Source organism: Pseudoalteromonas sp. APC 3495 (assembly GCF_030407645.1).
Taxonomy (GTDB): domain Bacteria; phylum Pseudomonadota; class Gammaproteobacteria; order Enterobacterales; family Alteromonadaceae; genus Pseudoalteromonas; species Pseudoalteromonas tetraodonis.
Genome location: NZ_JASDDA010000011.1, coordinates 14,655 through 32,245, shown reverse-complemented (window position 1 = coordinate 32,245; position 17,591 = coordinate 14,655). Strand labels below are relative to the sequence as shown.

General features: G+C 39.7%; 14 protein-coding genes. 8 read left to right on the top strand and 6 right to left on the bottom strand.

Features of this window, described 5'->3' with window-relative positions; all coding sequences use genetic code 11:
- Positions 1-59: 59 nt before the first annotated feature.
- The 5 genes from QL984_RS06640 to QL984_RS06620 are packed head-to-tail and all read right to left on the bottom strand — an operon-like array spanning position 60 to position 3,585.
- Positions 60-512 carry a DUF2069 domain-containing protein gene (locus tag QL984_RS06640; protein WP_013465256.1) on the bottom strand — a complete coding sequence of 151 codons (453 nt, stop codon included), beginning with the start codon at positions 510-512 and terminating at the stop codon, positions 60-62.
- Complete coding sequence (gene wrbA / locus QL984_RS06635) at positions 509-1,063, bottom strand: NAD(P)H:quinone oxidoreductase (protein WP_013465255.1); 555 nt, start codon at positions 1,061-1,063, stop codon at positions 509-511. Before wrbA ends, QL984_RS06640 begins: the two co-directional genes overlap by 4 nt.
- Positions 1,063-1,410, bottom strand: coding sequence for an arsenate reductase (glutaredoxin) (gene arsC / locus QL984_RS06630; RefSeq protein WP_013465254.1), 348 nt, complete (start codon positions 1,408-1,410; stop codon positions 1,063-1,065). Before arsC ends, wrbA begins: the two co-directional genes overlap by 1 nt.
- 54 nt (positions 1,411-1,464) lie before the next feature.
- Complete coding sequence (locus QL984_RS06625) at positions 1,465-2,922, bottom strand: M48 family metalloprotease (RefSeq protein ID WP_013465253.1); 1,458 nt, start codon at positions 2,920-2,922, stop codon at positions 1,465-1,467.
- A gap of 12 nt (positions 2,923-2,934) precedes the next feature.
- Complete coding sequence (locus tag QL984_RS06620) at positions 2,935-3,585, bottom strand: hypothetical protein (RefSeq protein ID WP_016900419.1); 651 nt, start codon at positions 3,583-3,585, stop codon at positions 2,935-2,937.
- Between the two features lie 143 nt (positions 3,586-3,728).
- Here QL984_RS06620 and QL984_RS06615 point away from each other — a divergent pair, with 143 nt between their 5' ends.
- From QL984_RS06615 to QL984_RS06580, 8 genes are all read left to right on the top strand, one after another.
- Positions 3,729-3,947 carry a hypothetical protein gene (locus tag QL984_RS06615; protein WP_013465251.1) on the top strand — a complete coding sequence of 73 codons (219 nt, stop codon included), beginning with the start codon at positions 3,729-3,731 and terminating at the stop codon, positions 3,945-3,947.
- Positions 3,940-5,016: an AI-2E family transporter gene (locus tag QL984_RS06610; RefSeq protein ID WP_016900418.1), complete on the top strand. Its 1,077-nt coding sequence runs from the start codon at positions 3,940-3,942 to the stop codon at positions 5,014-5,016. The genes QL984_RS06615 and QL984_RS06610 overlap by 8 nt, the downstream gene beginning before the upstream one ends.
- A 107-nt stretch (positions 5,017-5,123) precedes the next feature.
- Positions 5,124-7,379 carry an aminotransferase class V-fold PLP-dependent enzyme gene (locus tag QL984_RS06605; RefSeq protein WP_036954289.1) on the top strand — a complete coding sequence of 752 codons (2,256 nt, stop codon included), beginning with the start codon at positions 5,124-5,126 and terminating at the stop codon, positions 7,377-7,379.
- Positions 7,380-7,698: 319 nt separating this feature from the next.
- Complete coding sequence (gene pgi, locus QL984_RS06600) at positions 7,699-9,345, top strand: glucose-6-phosphate isomerase (RefSeq protein ID WP_036954292.1); 1,647 nt, start codon at positions 7,699-7,701, stop codon at positions 9,343-9,345.
- Between the two features lie 234 nt (positions 9,346-9,579).
- Positions 9,580-11,052, top strand: a complete 1,473-nt coding sequence (zwf, locus tag QL984_RS06595) for a glucose-6-phosphate dehydrogenase (protein ID WP_013465247.1) — start codon at positions 9,580-9,582, stop codon at positions 11,050-11,052.
- A gap of 3 nt (positions 11,053-11,055) precedes the next feature.
- Positions 11,056-11,766, top strand: a complete 711-nt coding sequence (gene pgl / locus QL984_RS06590; RefSeq protein ID WP_013465246.1) for a 6-phosphogluconolactonase — start codon at positions 11,056-11,058, stop codon at positions 11,764-11,766.
- A gap of 579 nt (positions 11,767-12,345) precedes the next feature.
- On the top strand, positions 12,346-14,964 hold the full coding sequence (locus QL984_RS06585; RefSeq protein ID WP_033104402.1) for a TonB-dependent receptor: 2,619 nt from the start codon (positions 12,346-12,348) through the stop codon (positions 14,962-14,964).
- Between the two features lie 76 nt (positions 14,965-15,040).
- Positions 15,041-16,576 (top strand): tryptophan halogenase family protein, encoded by a 1,536-nt coding sequence (locus tag QL984_RS06580; RefSeq protein ID WP_036954294.1) that lies wholly within the window; start codon positions 15,041-15,043, stop codon positions 16,574-16,576.
- A gap of 37 nt (positions 16,577-16,613) precedes the next feature.
- Here the strand turns inward: QL984_RS06580 and QL984_RS06575 are convergent, their stop codons facing one another.
- A complete protein-coding gene (locus tag QL984_RS06575; protein WP_036954296.1) occupies positions 16,614-17,324 on the bottom strand; it encodes a DUF6445 family protein in 711 nt (236 codons plus the stop codon).
- Positions 17,325-17,591 lie beyond the last annotated feature (267 nt).

Sequence of the window (17,591 nt, the reverse complement as noted above, 5' to 3'; positions counted from 1 at the left end):
TAATGTTTTGCTACAAAAAAACGCGCTAATTAGCGCGTTTTTGCATTGTAGGGTATTTATTACGGATTGTTTTTATCGTGCTCGTGTGCGGCTTTTTCTTCAGCGAGCTCATCTTTAAGCTTTCGAATTTTAAGCCCAAGTTCTTGCCCTCTATGGCGCGCATAATAAGTACAGCCAATAAACATAGATGAGGCAAATAATAACTCAAGCAATACCCATATAAGCTCATCTTGTGCGACCCACAGCAATGTAAAGCCATGAATAAAGTAAAACATAACAATAAAATTAGCCCACGCATAGGTGTAGGTTTTATCTTGTAATATGCCTTTTAATGGCAGTAATAGTGGCAATACATACACTAAGAAAAGAAAGGTGTTACTGTGGCCGTCTCTAGGGGCTAATACAAACATCCATAACGGCATTAAAATAAGCAGACCAATATAACCAAATAAGGCTAGGCGCTGAAATTTAATGGTAATCGGTTTTTTAGCAGGCTCGCTTGCTTGAATCATTTAAGTTTACTCGCAACTTGAGTCAGGCGTTTTCCTACGCTTTGACATATTTTAATTTCATCCTTACTCAGGGTTGAGCTGTTATTGCTACCTGCAACGTGAGAGGCGCCATAAGGTGTTCCTCCTGTTTCGGTGCCGAGCAACTCAGGTACATCGTAAGGTACGCCCATCAACATCATCCCATGGTGTAACAAAGGCAATGACAAATTGAGTAGGGTTGCTTCATTGCCACCATGCATACTGCTTGATGATGAAAACACACAGGCAGGTTTATCAATAAGTTGGCCTTTGAGCCAAAGATCGCTGGTGGTTTCCCAAAACGTTTTTGCTTGTGAGGCCATCATGCCAAAGCGGGTCGGCGTACCAAATGCAAGCCCGTCGCAGGCAACTAAATCATCTTTACTGATCACAATGTCATGCGGGTTTTTGGCCACAAAAGTACGCAGTAATGCGGTTGCGCCTTGTTGCTCTATTGACTCTGCAATCTCATGCGCCATAGCCTCTACTGAGCCATGGCTTGAGTGATACAGCACCACGATGGTTGTGCTCATTATAGAACGCTTAATACGTTTTCAGGCGGGCGACCTAGGGCGGCTTTATTGTTATTTACTACAATAGGGCGCTCAATTAGTTTTGGGTGATTGACCATGGCATCAATAAGCACTGACTCGCTGTTTTCATCTTTTAAATTAAGCGCTTTGTACTGCTCTTCTTTGATGCGCATCAAATCTCGTGCCGAATTAAACCCAAGTTGAGAAACTAAGGTACTAATTTGCTCATGAGAAAGGGGTGTTTTTAAGTATTCAACAACACTCGGTTCAATGTTTTTACTTTGTAATAGGTTAAGGGTTTCGCGTGATTTTGAACAACGCGGATTATGATAAATAGTAACTGACATAAAAATACATCCAAAGTATAAATTGTGGCTATTTTAGGTGAACTCACTAAAGACTTAAAGCCTCGCAAGCTCTTTTTGCAATAACCGATACTGTGTGAGTAACGCTTTTAAGCGCTGTTGCTTAACATTTTCACTTGGCTCTACAAAATTAAGCGCTTTTTGTATTTCATCGGCCGCTTTTAAATACGCACCATACTGAGATAATACATCGGCATTGGCTTCATGGTAGGCCGCCAATTTTTCTTGTTTTTTGTAGGCGTCAGTTAAAAGCTGTTTGCCTAAACTGTGATCGGGTTTTTCCAGTAAAAACGACTTTAATATATTTTCAGCTAACTCATATTGCTCAGCCTCTAGTGCCGCGTTGGCGTAATTTAAGGTGATCACTTGGTTATTTGGCCGATAATTATTTAGCTCGCTTAAGTAACTAACAGCCTCTGCGGCTTTTTTTTGTGCAATGAGTAAATCTGTTTTGGTATCAATATAAAATAAGTTTTTAGGATCGTCTGCTAGTAACTTATCAAGTATAGGCTGTGCTTCATCCGTCTTTTTTTGATCAAGCAAACTAATAGCTAAGCCGTACTGTAATGCTACGTTGTTATAGGTGTTTTCGCGCATTAACTTTCTAAATAAGGCTTCTGCGTTTTCGGGTTTGTTATCGTAACGCGCTAGGACTCGGCTTTTTGCTAAGTCAAAATCAAGGCTCGAGCTTACCTGGCGTTTAGGGTATTGCTCGGCGCGAAGGCGAACATCTGACACACGACTTTCAGGAAGAGGGTGAGTGAGTAAAAACGCCGGTGGTTTATATTTATAACGAATTTGTGCGGCAAGTTTAGTTAAAAATTCACTTGATGCTCTGGCATCAAACCCTGCGTTGTTGAGGGTTTGCATGCCCATTCTGTCTGCTTCTTGCTCGGCAGAACGGCTATGTGTCAGCTGACTGAAAGCTGATTGTGTTTGGCTGGCTGAAATAATAGCCATACCGGCATCAGGGGCTACAACCGCGGCTAAAATACCAGCAATCATGCCTGCAATGGTAAGCCCGCTATTATCTTGCTGCTGCTGAATGCGCCTTGCTAAGTGGCGCTGTGTAACGTGTGCAATTTCATGGCCAAGAACCGATGCAAATTGACTCTCGTTATCGGCTTGGGCTATTAATCCGGTGTGTACACCAACATGGCCGCCATAAAATGCAAATGCATTGATTTCGGGATTATTTAACCAAAAGAATGAAAACCCAAAACGCACATCATTGGCGTTAGCAACTAACTTTCTACCTAAGGTTGTTAGGTATTCATCAAGCACCGGATCGTTAATCAAAGGCGATGAGCCTCTGATCTGCATCATCATCACTTCACCAATCGCTTTTTCTTTTTCAATTGGCAATGCTTGTAAGGCTGAAGTGCCTAAGTCGGGCAGTTGAAGATTGGTTTGTGCCTTTAACGGCTCACTTATCAGTAGGCTAAACGTAAGCGCTGCACTGCATAAAGTGATAAAGGCTGATTTTAGCTGCATTATATTCCTTGTTTATTTTTTATCAGGGGCACTAGCACTTGAAGGATCATCTGTGTATAAACGGCTGTCCTTTTCACATAGTTGATAAAACGCCTTTATTGTGACCCCATCAACCTTAACAATGTTCAATTGAGTTTGTAAAAAAGCAATAATTTTATGAACCACTTTGTGAGAATGTAATATAAGCGCTTTATCTGCCTCATCACCTTGGTCTAAGTAAAAGCCAATAAATTTATGTAATTGATTAATGCGAATAACGGTTTTCATAGTCAATGGATCCCATAACCTAAACTCCATCGATTCATCATGTCGTGCGTACCTATCGATGGCGGTATCATTAGAAAAAGGGAAGGCTTGTAATTCAAAACCACGCTCGGTAAACACTTGATGCAGTGAAATTCGTGGTTTGTTATTGCTTTCTTTTTCATAAAGCTCGTTGGGGTCTATTCCCAGCGCTTCTAAATTCCAATTGCGTTTGTCGATAATACGCTTAATGGCATTATCAAATCCGTGATCTAAAATACTTTCACATTCACTTACCGACGAAGCCACTAAATGATAAAAATGCGGCAGCTCCCCCCAATTAATTTGCTTTTTAAACCAATTAATTTCTTTGAGAGTTGGATTGCTAGGCAATTGCGCTTTATTATGCGAATTAGGCATTAACGTATCCTGATAGCTAACGATGTTATAAGGATAAACCATTGCAGAGGTTGTTTTAAGAAAAAGTTAAATTTAACTGCGGTTAATCTCAATTGGCCCTGTTATAGGACTTATTATTAATGTGAATAGGTAGCGAAACGAGTATGCTAGAGCTAAATTTACGCGCTTATAAATGCCCACAGCAATTTATTCAGTTTAAATTAGGGCTGCGTGATGCAATATCGTTAAAACAAGCAATTACCTTTAATATCTCACAAGAACAAAACACTGATGATATTGAACGATATTTGCAAAAAAAAGCGTATTATTACAAGTTAAATAAACAACAGGGGTTGTTATTAGTGGAGCCGTTACGTGTTTGAATATGTAAAAGCATGGTATGAAAAAAAGTTTTCTGATCCTGATTCAGTCACTTTACTTTTTTTATTGTTGGCACTGGTTGCCATGTTGTATTTTTTTGGCCCATTAATTGTGCCTGTGTTAGTGGCACTGATCATAGCTTATTTATTAGATTGGCCTGTGGTTCACTTAGAACGGTTTGGCCTTAAGCGTTTTACTGCCACCAGCATAGTAATGCTGATATTTATTGGCATTATGCTCACTTTAATATTGGTTATAGGCCCTGTGCTTTGGCAGCAAAGCAGTAACCTAGTCCAAGAAACACCGCATATGGTCGAACAAGGTAAATCGTTTTTACTCGATCTGCCTGATAAATACCCCAGCCTTATTAGCGCAGAGCAAGTACAATCGATTGTAGTAACCGTTGAAACCAAAGTTCTCGACTTTGGCCAAGTGGTATTGTCTGCGTCGCTTAATTCATTAAAAGACGCTGTAGCATGGTTAATTTACCTTATTTTGGTACCGCTACTGGTGTTTTTTATGCTCAAAGATAAAGTAGAGCTCAGTGCCAGCATTGCTAAAATGATCCCACGCCAACGCCGCTTAATTTTACAAGTGTGGCATGAAATGAATCAGCAAATCATGAATTATATTCGTGGCAAAGTATTTGAAATTTTAATTGTTGGTTCTGTGTCGTTTATTGCTTTTACCATACTGGACTTACGGTACGCCGCGCTTTTAGGCGTTCTCGTAGGCTTTTCGGTGCTTATTCCGTTTGTGGGCGCAGCGTTAGTAACTATACCAGTGGCCGCAGTAGCGCTGTTTCAGTTTGGTTTAGAAACTCAATTTTGGACCGTTTTAATTATATACGGCATTATTCAAGCGCTCGATGGCAACGTATTGGTGCCTTTATTGTTCTCTGAAGCGGTTGATTTAAATCCGGTATTTATTATTGTTGCGGTGCTATTTTTTGGTGGGCTATGGGGTTTTTGGGGAGTGTTTTTTGCCATTCCATTAGCATCATTAGTCAAAGCACTTATTAATGCTTGGTCATCCAAACACGAAGAACTCGCGCAAGAGCTCGGTAACTAAAAGGTATAGTAAACGCACTTTAATTACGAAAGATTATTACTCATTCCTGTCAAAACTATGTACTATTGGGAATAAGATATATTTTTTAGTAATAAGGTGCGTTTTTAATGTCAGAGTTTTTATTGCCAGATGAACCCAAAGCTCAAGTTTATCTCGATGCAAATGCGACCACACCTGTATTGCCATGTATTGCAGAGGTGGTGTGCCATGCTATGCAAATTTGTTTTGGTAATCCCTCAAGTCCTCATATAACCGGTATTCAAGCTAAACACTTATTAGAACAAACTAGGCAAAAAGCCCGTACCGTCATTGGCGCGCAGCAAGGTGATATTTTATTCACCTCGGGTGCCACTGAGGGGATTCAAACCGCCATCGTATCGACGCTCATTAATGCAAAACACCATACAAAGCCAAATCCCGTTTTATTGTATGGGGCAACCGAACATAAAGCGGTGCCTAATACGCTAAAGCATTGGAATACAGTGCTTGAGATTAACGCTGACATTATTGCTATTCCGGTTAATCGTGATGGTATTTTAGATTTAGACTTTATTGCTCAACATATTGATGACGCTTTGATGATTTGCACGATGGCCGTTAATAATGAAACCGGTGTTTACCAAGATTTAAGCGCCATAGAAAAGGTGATTCGTAGTCGTAATAGCCAAGTCACTTGGATGGTTGATTGTGTACAAGCGCTTGGCAAACAACAGCTCAACCTAAGTGAAACAACGATTGATTATGCGCCTTTTTCAGGGCATAAACTTTATGCACCTAAAGGCATAGGTTTATTGTATATTCGTCAAGGCAGCCCATACACGCCTTTTATAGCCGGTGGCGGCCAAGAAAGTGGCATGCGCTCTGGTACAGAAAATCTCCCCGGTATAGCTGGGCTCAATAAGCTGTTTAGTTTGCTGCTAGATAAACAAGACGAGACTTTTAAATCAATAGATGTACTTAACTTGTATCGGGATAAACTGCATAGCGCCTTAGTTGATACTTTTGGAAGTATTACCTTTAATCATGACTTTGCCTGCTCTGTGCCCACAACGCTTAATTTTGCGGTTAACGATTTAACTAGTAAAGAAGTTATTGATTTGTTTGACGCTGCAGGTATTAGGGTCAGCGGTGGCTCTGCATGCAGCACGGGAGCTACGCAGAGCTTTGTGCTTGATGCGATGGGAGCCTCACAGTGGCAAAGTGAAAACGCTATTCGTTTATCATTTGGCCCTGCTGCTACGATGGCGCAAATAGATGATGCATGTGAACAAATTAGAGCGCTTAAAACGGTATTACAAGCTAACTGTTTAGTGATTTCTGATAGCAGTTTTCCTTTGCAAGAAGTATGTGCTTTAGGGCTTACCCAATTTAGACACCAAGGTGCATGTAGTTGGTTGTATGTAACAGATGATCAACATGCATTTATTATCGATCCGATTATTGAACTGATCCCTCGCTTTGAAAAAATAGTAACTACGCAAAATTTAACTATTACCGCTATTTTAAATACGCATGAGCATCAAGAACGTCACTGCGCACTTGATTTAATGCGCAGCGCACTTAAAGAATACTTAGTCGCTGGAGAGGTTGATAAATTAGGCTGGCCAACTAATAGCGACAAATTGCAATTAACCACTCACGTACTCGAAAAGCTAGCCACACCCGGGCATAGCCAAGATAGCGTGAGTTATTTATTAAAAGCGAATAATGGAGATGTTCAGTATTGCTTTTGCGGTGATTTAATTTTACCTGCAGGGCTTGGAAATACCGCGCTTGATGGCGGGGATGCAATGAAAATGGCGCATTCTTTGACGATTTTAGCAGCAGAGCTGAATCCGCAAAGTGTGGTGTGTTCAGGGCATGATTACCAACAGTGCTTTGCAATGAACTGGGCTGTTCAACAGCAGCAAACGCCATTGTTACAAAAGCTAATTAAAGGTGATATTGATGACGCTGAATTTGCCGCACAAAAACAGCAAGCAGATTTACAACAACACACACAAGCCAACACGCTCTGTGGTTATGTTAATGCTAAGCCTGCTGTAGAAACTTCGCAATTAAGTTTTAACCAAGCAAAAGAAATACTGGTAGAGGGCAATGCGTATTTAATTGATACCCGAGAACCTTATGAACACGGCGCTAATAATTTAAGCGCATTGCTAAACGTACCCATAGCTAAAACCTTAAATATTCCTTTAAGTCGAATGGCTCATGCACTTACGCAAGGCCAATTGGACAAAAACAACCAGTATATTTTAGTGTGTCGCAGTGGTAACCGTTCAAAAATTGCGGCAGCAAATTTGACTGAGCTTGGTTACAGCAGTGTTTATAACTTATCGGGTGGTTTAGCGTTAACCGGTTAATTATTTATTTAGAGGAAAGGCCGACATTTGTCGGCCTTTTTTTTGCTCGCTTTAATTTGGATCAGTTAGAAATTAATAAAATCTTCATTAAAGAGAAGGGCTGATCAGTTGTTAAATTCAATTTTTAATTTTATGATACCGGTGTCAAAAGCAAAAAATTGCGCTATTATCTGCATCGAAGCTTATAAAAATAACGCAAATTAGACTTTTTAAGCTATAATATTGGGCTTTGCTTTTTACAAAATTCGGTTATTTTGCGTCGTAAAAAATTAAATAAAGCGCTTTAAATCAATAGATTAATAAATTAGGGGATGTTTACATGGCGAGCCGTTCTGAGTTAGTAAGTTGGCAAGCACTAGAAAATAGTGCACAAAAGATGGCACAAACACATCTGAAAACTTTATTTGCACAAGACGATTCTCGTTTTTCTCAATTTTCTACTCACATTCCTGGTGTATTGTTTGATTATTCAAAACAACGTATTGATGAGAAAGTTTTCGCTCAATTAATCTCATTAGCTAAAGAGTGTGATATTGAAGCGTGGCGTGAAAAAATGTTTGCCGGTGAGAAAATAAATATCACCGAAGACCGTGCCGTATTGCATACCGCACTTAGAAATCGCGCCCATACACCGCTTATTGTTGACGGTGAAAATATTACTGAGGCGGTCGATAGCGAACTTGCTAAAATTAAAACCTTTGTTGAAAAAGTACGCAGCGGGCAGTGGTTAGGTTACACCGGTAAAGCGGTGAAAGATGTAGTGAGTATTGGAGTAGGGGGGTCAAACCTAGGCCCTCAAACGGCGACTGAAGCACTTAAAGCAGTGGTTGATAAGCCGTTAAGCGTTCATTATGTTTCTAATGCTGATGGCGTACAAATTGCGTCAGTATTGAATAAAGTTGACCCTGAAACAACGTTATTTGTTATTTCGTCAAAAACCTTTACTACCTCAGAAACCATGACCAACTCAAAAACAGCGGTTGATTGGTTTTTAAATAGCGCCAAAGATAAAAGCGCCATAGCAAAGCATTTTGTGGCAGTAAGCACCAATTTAGAAAAAACCGCGGCATTTGGTATTAGTGACGAAAACGTATTTACCATGTGGGATTGGGTTGGCGGTCGTTTTTCACTTTGGAGTGCCATTGGTTTACCTATTGCACTTTATGCCGGCTTTGAAGCATTTGAAGCTATTTTAGAAGGGGCGTTTGAAGTTGACGAGCACTTTAAGTCGGCACCGCTTGAGCAGAATATTCCTTTAATTATGGCGCTGTTGAGTGTATGGAATACCAGCTTTTTAGGGTTTGATTCGCAAGCTATTTTACCTTACGACCAAGCATTGCATATGTTGCCTGCGTATTTACAACAAGGTGAAATGGAAAGTAACGGTAAGCACGTCACTTTTGATGGGCAAACCGTACCTTACACTACCGTGCCTATTATTTGGGGCATGACGGGAATAAATGGCCAGCATGCGTTTTATCAATGTTTGCACCAAGGCAATGTAATTGTCCCTGCGGACTTTATTGGCTCTGTAAAACCACAGGTTAACGTTGATAAGCATCACAATATTTTATTATCGAACTTTTTTGCACAAACCGAAGCATTAATGAACGGGGTAGATGCGCAGCAGATAACCGCTGATTTAACAGCCAAAGGCAAAACGCCTGCGCAAATTGAAATGCTACTAAAGCATAAAATTCATCAAGGAAACCGCCCAACAACGTCTATATTATTAGACACGGTTGATGCAAAAGCGGTGGGTCGTTTAATTGCACTGTATGAACATAAGATTTTTTGCCACGGTATTCTTTTACAAATATGTTCATTTGATCAGTGGGGCGTTGAGCTTGGTAAAGGTTTAGCCTCTAAAATTGAAGCTGAATTAACCGACGATAACGTGGTTAATGAGCACGACAGCTCAACACAGGGCTTGATGGCGTACTACAAACAACACCGTACGCAGTAACACATTCACTTATTGCACAATAAGTAACCAAATACCTTTGAACGGGTAGCGCTGGAGTCCTAGGGCCTGTATTTTTGTGAGAGGAATTACAGTGTCCCTAGACCCATTTTTTATGGCGCATATAACGAACAACATTAGTAGGCTTTGTGCTAAGGCCTGCATATCCAGATAATAAACCGCTATAACTGATTACCAATACGGTAGTGGCAGGTAGCATAAACGTAGAGAGTAACTATGCTTAATCCTTTTGATATTATAATTTTTGGGGGCGGTGGTGATCTTGCGTTACGCAAATTACTTCCTGCAATGTATCGAGCATATCAAGAAGGTAACTTACCGCAAGGCTCACGTATTTTGCCTACCGTGCGCGAACAAAGTAAATGTGATGAATACATTGATACCGCACACAAAGCATTACAAGAATTTTTAAGCGAAGGCGAGTATAACGCTAAGGATTGGAAATCGTTCTCAGCGTTTTTAGTGCCTGTAGTGAGTAATGTTACCGAAGCGGATGATAACTGGGATGTACTGAAAAAGATTCTTGATGAAGACGACAGCGATAAATCTCGTGTGTTTTACTTATCTCTTCCGCCAGCTGTGTATGGCACTTGTTGTGAAATTCTATCTACTAAAAAATTAATAACAGCCAATTCACGTGTTGTTGTAGAAAAACCAATTGGCTATTGTGGCGAGTCTGCAGAAGTTATTAATGCGAAAATTGCACAGTACTTCGACGAAGATCAAATCTTCCGTATTGACCACTACCTAGGTAAAGAAACCGTTCAAAACTTAATGGCATTGCGTTTTTCAAATTCATTATTTGAAAACATGTGGGATGCTAAATCGATTGATAACATCCAAATTAGCTTATCAGAAACGGTAGGGCTTGAGAGCCGCGCTGGTTTTTATGATAAAGCCGGTGCTTTGCGTGACATGGTGCAAAACCACTTGTTACAGCTACTTTGCTTAGTCGCAATGGAGTCACCGCATAAACTTAAAGCCAATAGTATTCGCAATGAAAAGTTAAAAGTATTAGAAGCATTACGCCCATTAGAGGGCAGCGATGTTGATGACAATATTATTCGTGGGCAATACGTACCGGGTGATTTAAACGGTAAAATAGTCCCAGGTTACTTAGAAGAGCTAAACGAAGGGGCAAGTAAAACTGAAACCTTCGTGGCTATTCGTGCGCACATTGATAATTGGCGTTGGGCCGGTGTGCCTTTTTACCTGCGTACCGGTAAACGTATGGCAAAGCGCTGCGCTGAAATTGTGGTTGAATATAAAAAAGTATCTCATAACGTGTATGAGGACAGCGTAGGTAATATCGAGCCAAACCGTTTGGTGATCCGTTTACAACCACAAGAAAGCATTCAATTAACGCTGATGTCGAAGCGTTTAGATAATTTAGACATGCAACTTGAACCTGTAACGATGAATATTGAGCTGTCGCAAGCATATAGTAATGGCTTTCACTCAGATGCTTACAAACGTTTAATGCTTGATGCTGCAGCGAATAATCCATCATTATTTATTCATCGTGATGAAGTACGCCAAGCATGGAAGTGGATTGATCCAATAATTGAACGTTGGCAAGAGAAAGGCAAACCAGCACTGTATAGAGCCGGTAGTTGGGGCCCTGAAGATGCAGATGAATTATTAGCAGAGAATAATCATGTTTGGTTTAATACTGGCGATAAGGCATAAGTGATGGCAACAATAGTAGAAAAGTTTTTTGACGATAAAGCTGCGCTGACTGATGAATTATCTCAGTCGTTAGAGCATGCTTTACGTGATGGTATTGAACGTGATGGCCGTGCAGTATTAATGGTTTCAGGCGGTTCTTCACCTGAGCCGGCTTATAAACATTTATCGACCCTTGATTTAAACTGGGCAAACATTGATGTTGCTATGGTTGATGAGCGCTGGGTTGAGGCAAGTCATGAAAAGAGTAATGAAGCATTCATCAAGCGTACTTTGTTACAAAACCATGGTGCAGCGGCTAATTTTATTAGCATGAAAAATACAGCAGCCACTGCAGAGCAAGGGGTTGATGCCTGTGAAGCGCAGTTTCAAGCATTAAAACGTCCTTTTGATGTGACTATTTTAGGCATGGGCCCAGATGGCCACACCGCGTCATTATTCCCACATGCACAAGGCCTGAAAAACGGCTTAGATTCAAGCCAACTTGTGTGCGCTATCAACGCGATACAAAGTGACGTAACAGGCAGTATTACTGAGCGCATGAGCTTAACGTTAAATGCGATTGCACAATCTAAAGTGGTTAAATTGCTAATTAGTGGCGATGAAAAGTTGGCTGTTTATAAACAAGCTTTAGCGGGGGGCGATGTGAATGACATGCCGTTACGTGCGGTATTAAATCACCCTGAGATCAACATTGAAGTGTATTGGGCGCCTTAATTTTAATATAAATTAGATGTGCGCTAAACCTCTTTGTATTGATGGTTTAATGAAAGGTCAGTCGCTTTTGCTACTGACCTTTTTTATTGCTGATCTGTTTTACTCTTTGCTGAATTAAACAAAGCAGCGCAGAGATAAAGATGAAATGCTGAGTATTGCCTCCACAATTAGCAGTATAAAATAGGCTTTTACACCGGTTGTAAATACTGAATAAATTTTACTTATAGCCAAAAAATCAAATGGTTAAATTTATTAAACACTAACTCACAAGCATGTTTTACGGTTTGAAAATTCCTACTCACCACGTCGTTTTAAACAAAATCAATTTAAAAATGCTTCAAGTACATGCTGGAAATGTGAGCGAATTAAATAAATTTAATTCGGCTTTTTCATGCAATAATTAATTTCTTTAAAATCATTTGCTTAATGTTGAATTGGCTATTTTTCGTACAAAAAGAGCGGAAAAATGTAGCAAAATTGTAATTTTGCATGTATGGTTTGTTACTACTATGACAGCGCTGTCATGGCGGTAGGCAAAATGATAAACAAAAACCAACAAAATGATTCAAGGGGAATCCTGTGTTAGCTAAAAATTTTAAAAAAAGCTTATTAGCAGTAAATATCGGCTTAGTAATGGGAGCCGGGTTCACTGGTGCTGCATTCGCAGCCGATGAAACTAAAGTTCAAGAAGATGTTGAAGTAATCCAAGTTACGGGTATTCGCGCTTCAAATAAAGAAAACTTAAACGGCAAGCGTTTTTCAAATGCCGTTGTTGATGTTGTAACAGCTGAAGACGTTGGTAAGTTTCCTGATGGCGATGTAGGTGAATCTCTTGGTCGTATTTCTGGTGTCAGTGTATCTCGTCAATTTGGACAGGGTCAGCAAGTATCTATCCGTGGTGCATCAGCACAATTAACACGCACATTACTTGACGGTCATACTGTTGCCTCAACTAGCTGGTTCGATCAACAAGCGGTTGATCGTAGCTTTAATTATTCATTACTACCTTCTGAATTAGTAGGTGGCTTAGAAGTTTATAAATCATCTCAAGCTAATCTAGTTGAAGGTGGTATCGGCGGTACTGTAATTGTTAAAACTCGTAAACCGCTAGATTTAGATGCAAACACTGTATTTGCTAGTGTTAAAGCTGATTACGGTACAGTATCTGAAGAGACAGATCCTGAGCTTTCAGGCTTGTACAGCTGGAAAAATGATGGTGAAACATTTGGTATCTTAGCTGCGGGTTCATTATCAGAAGTAGATTATCAACGTAACGGTATTGAATCGTCAGGTGGTTGGAGTGGCGGTATGGCACCCACAACCTTCCAGCAAGCTCGTGAGCGTACTGCGTATAACGTAGCTATGCAATATCAGCCATCAGATTCGCTAGTTTTAGGTCTAACTTATACAAGTTTAGAGCTAGATGCTAACAATGCTAACTCGCAAATCATTATATTCCCAGGTGATGGTTCATGTGAACAAACGAACGCCTCAGGTAACTGTGTTTCGCGTAATATCGACGGCAATGGCACGGCTTTTTTCCAAACATGGGCGCGTAAAGCAAGCATGAAGTCTGATACTATTGACTTAGATTGGAAATATGACTCAGAGTTATTCACCTTTAAAGGTCGTGTAGGTAAAACAAGCGCAGACAGTGATGTAACAACGGCAAACTATGGTATGTTTGCAAATAACAATAGCGACTTAAATGGGTCTATTGATATGACTGGCGACGTGACTAGATTTAATTTAGCTAACCAATCATACGATGCTAGCATTTTACCTGATACCATCAGCCCACAAACTTGGGCGCCTGAATACAACCCTGATTCAGATGAAGAAAGTTACTTAAATTTAGACTTTGAAATTCCTGTTGAGCTTGGTGTTATTACCGCAATTAAAACGGGCTTAAGATATGCCGATCACAAAGTTGTACAAGATGGTAATGCAGCTAATGTGAATGCCGATTTAGTACCTGTACGTAATGCTAATGAATACTACCCAGGTACTGTGACTGCGGGTGGTGGTTTTGTAATACCTGAACCTGATATGGATCTAATGATTGCTGATTCATTAGCAATGACAGAAGGTTATACAGCGCGTCCACAAGCATACGGCACCATAGAAGAAGAAAATTTTGCTTTATATGCGATGGCTGATTTTGACACCGGTGGTATTCGCGGTAATTTAGGTGTTCGTTATATATCAACTGATATTTCGTCAGATTACTATGATTTAAGTGATGAAGGTGTTTACGACTCGACGTTATCTACAGACAAAGCCGATTACAGTGAGTTCTTACCAAGCTTAAACGTGGTTATGGACTTAGCTGACGACTTAATCTTACGTACCTCAGCAGCACAAGTTATCTCTCGCCCTAATTACGCAGATTTATTTGCAACGCGTAATCTAGCGGGTTATACAGATAACCGTCCTTTAAATGAAGTGTTAAATACGGGTAATGTAGGTTTAAGTCCATTTAAAGCGTTCCAAGCAGACATTGGTGTTGAATGGTATTTTGATGACGATGCTATGTTAAGCGTCACATACTTCACTAAAGAAGTAAGCTCATTTATTTCTACCCAACAACAAACAAACCAACAAATTGGTATCGACATCCCAGTTTATACGACTAACCCAGATGCCGGCGAGCCACCGTGTGGTGCTCAGCAATATGACTGTTGGACAGTAAGCTCATCAACAAATGGTACGGGTGGTTCAATCGAAGGTATTGAGTTCCAAATTCAAGATTCATTCGATAACGGCTTTGGTTATTCATTTAACTACACCTATTCAGATGCGAAAGCACCAGCAGAAAACTACCCAGACCGTGTTGGGGTATTCTCTGATTCATCGAAAAACAGCTATAACGTAGTTGGTTTTTATGAAAATGATGATTTCTCTGCCCGTTTAGCATATAACTGGCGTTCAGAGTTTATTATTCGTGAAGCACCAGGTTGGTACGGTAACCGCGAGCATCAAGACTACGGACAGCTAGATTTCAGTGCAACATACTCTGTAACTGATTACTTAGATGTTACTTTCGAAGGTATTAACCTAACAGAGGAAGACAGCGTTCAGTTGGGTAACAATGATGCATCTACCTCATTACCAAACCCTGATTTACTGAATGACTTCCCAGTGTGGAGTTTTGAAGGTGAAGCACGTTACAAGCTTGGTGTAACAATGCGTTTTTAATACGCTAAATGAGTAAAAATAACCTAGGCCCAGCATTGCTGGGCTTTTTTACAAGGTTAAACTTTATTGGTGATTTATGGATATAAAAAAAGTTGCAATTGTAGGTGGTGGAACAGCCGGTTGGTTAGCTGCAAACCACATTGGCAAAGAGATGCTCAATCGTAAAGGTATATCTGTTACTTTAATAGAGTCCCCAGATATACCGCCAATTGGTGTCGGTGAAGGCACAGTCCCCGATATAAGGAATACCCTAAAAAGCTTTGGTATTCGTGAAGATGAATTTATTAGGCAATGTGATGCAACGTTCAAGCAGTCAATAAAGTTTATTAACTGGATGGATAAGAAAAAACATGGCGAAGGCAACTTTTTTCATCATTTATTTGATGTGCCAAGCTCTTATGATGCCAAGCATTTAACTTCTTATTGGTTAAATAACAAAGAGAAAAGTCAAAGTTATGCGCAGGGCTTATCTTCTCAGCATGTTATTTGTGAGGCAGGCTTAGCACCTAAAAATATCACTAATGCTCAATATGAAGGGGAGTTGGCTTACGCGTATCATTTTAATGCAGGCAAGTTTGCACAGCTACTCGCTTGTAATGCAAAAGAAAAGTTTTCTGTAGAGCATATACACACCCATGTTACACAGGTAAAGCTTGGCGATGACGGCGCTATTGCTGCACTTATTACAGATAACAATGAAGAGCTTGAGTTTGATTTTTATATTGACTGCTCAGGCTTTGAATCTTTACTTATGAGTAAAGCGTTAAAGATTCCTTTTGTTGATGTATCTGAGAGTTTATTAATTAACAGCGCATTAGTGGTGCAAGTACCAACCAAAGCCGATGATGCTATTCCTCCTTACACACTTGCCACCGCTCATCAAGCTGGCTGGATTTGGGATATAGCGCTCACCAATAGGCGTGGAGTCGGTTTTGTTTATTCAGATAAGCATATGACGGATGAACAGGCACATGAAAAACTTGACCGTTATTTAGGTGACAGTAAGCAAGATCTTACCTACAGAAAAATACCAATGCGGGTCGGTTACCGGAAAAAGTTTTGGCATAAAAATTGTATTGTACTTGGCTTAGCGCAAGGCTTTTTAGAACCATTAGAGGCAACGTCAATATTATTAACTGACTTTTCAGCTAAATTTTTAACGTTGCGCTTCCCATCATCAACTGAGCAGCTTGAACAGTTAGAAACGCGGTTTAATCACGCTATGGGGTATGCGTGGGAACGTACTATTGATTTTATTAAATTGCACTACTGTATTTCAGATAGAACAGATTCAGCTTTTTGGGTGGCCAATAAAAGTGATGACACTATTTCTGAGTCATTAAAAGAAAAGCTTAGTTTGTGGGAAGAGTTCATTCCGGTTAGAGATGACTTTTTCAGCCAGTTTGAAGTGTTTTACTTAGAAAACTTTTTATTTGTACTTTATGGAATGCATTTCAACACTAAGGCACCGCCTTGTACCAGTGCAGAACATGAACACTGTTTAGTACGTTTACAACAACGAGCTGAGATAGATCAATACTTAATAAATAAGCTACCCAATCACAGAGCGCTTTTAGATAAAATTAAACAATATGGACTGCAGTCAATCTAATGATTTGTGAAAGGCGTAAGCGGTATATTCAAACAGCTCATCTCACACTTGCGAAAGAGGCTATCGAAAGACGGCCTTTTTTAGCATCCGCTAAGCAGCTTTGTTCAGAATAAATATTGGCACTGTGTAATAAGTTACCTTGGTAAATAACAAGGCGGTTAAATTTAGCATCAACTTTAAAAACCTGTTCAAATAAACTTGTGCTGCCAGCTAAATAGCCTTGATGCTCATTAGGGGCTTTTTTAACATCATTAACTATATCTGCGAGCAGTGGTTTGTGCTGTTGTTTAAATTCAATAATGTTTTGAGGTATATACTTATAAATACTTGTTCCACCAAGCTCCTCTGGCGATAAGTAATGTACAAATGCGTAATCTCTCTCATCACAAGAATCAATATGCGGTACTTTTTGATCAACAATTAAATTCGCAGGTTTGCATGAAACTAATGAAAGTAAACTTTTATGTAGAACAGACTGCTGATAATCTTTATTGTCTATTTTAGGCAGTATTTCATTTTGAAAAAATGCATGTAAAACCCTTAAATAAGGTTGCGGCATATTGTCGCGAATACCAGGGTAGAAGGAGTTGTCTGAAAACATAGGGTTAAAGTAGGCTATGTTGTGAGCAAAATTCAATACACTCTTGGTATCTAAAAGAAAATCATCTACAACGAAGGCTGATAGTTTAGTGCCTGGGATCATCACCTTTTTAATTACTAAGTTTGGGTTTACAGTTAAATTTTTCATTATTTAATGTCTATTTTTGATGGGCTTATTTAAGTGAGAACTTTTTATTTAGGCACAAAAGTAATATACCACCGAAGACAGCGTTGTCAAAGGGCGCTTTTTGAGCTAATTGTGTTTACGAATTTCTTCTTCAGTGGCTTTTATTGGTTATTTGTTGAAATAATCAGCGATAATGTTTTTGTTAATTATTAACGTACAAAATGACACAAAATTTTCACTTCCTTTTTGTCACCAAAACCATTAGCCTTAGGCCACTAACAGTAATAA

Bases quoted from the DNA above. Each gene is read 5' to 3' on its own strand.
- QL984_RS06620 (WP_016900419.1), bottom strand. From the start codon at position 3,585: ATGCCTAATTCGCATAATAAAGCGCAATTGCCTAGCAATCCAACTCTC.
- pgi (WP_036954292.1), top strand. From the start codon at position 7,699: ATGGCGAGCCGTTCTGAGTTAGTAAGTTGGCAAGCACTAGAAAATAGT.
- pgl (WP_013465246.1), top strand. From the start codon at position 11,056: ATGGCAACAATAGTAGAAAAGTTTTTTGACGATAAAGCTGCGCTGACT.
- QL984_RS06640 (WP_013465256.1), bottom strand. From the start codon at position 512: ATGATTCAAGCAAGCGAGCCTGCTAAAAAACCGATTACCATTAAATTT.
- arsC (WP_013465254.1), bottom strand. From the start codon at position 1,410: ATGTCAGTTACTATTTATCATAATCCGCGTTGTTCAAAATCACGCGAA.
- QL984_RS06580 (WP_036954294.1), top strand. From the start codon at position 15,041: ATGGATATAAAAAAAGTTGCAATTGTAGGTGGTGGAACAGCCGGTTGG.
- wrbA (WP_013465255.1), bottom strand. From the start codon at position 1,063: ATGAGCACAACCATCGTGGTGCTGTATCACTCAAGCCATGGCTCAGTA.
- QL984_RS06615 (WP_013465251.1), top strand. From the start codon at position 3,729: ATGCTAGAGCTAAATTTACGCGCTTATAAATGCCCACAGCAATTTATT.
- zwf (WP_013465247.1), top strand. From the start codon at position 9,580: ATGCTTAATCCTTTTGATATTATAATTTTTGGGGGCGGTGGTGATCTT.
- QL984_RS06625 (WP_013465253.1), bottom strand. From the start codon at position 2,922: ATGCAGCTAAAATCAGCCTTTATCACTTTATGCAGTGCAGCGCTTACG.
- QL984_RS06575 (WP_036954296.1), bottom strand. From the start codon at position 17,324: ATGAAAAATTTAACTGTAAACCCAAACTTAGTAATTAAAAAGGTGATG.
- QL984_RS06605 (WP_036954289.1), top strand. From the start codon at position 5,124: ATGTCAGAGTTTTTATTGCCAGATGAACCCAAAGCTCAAGTTTATCTC.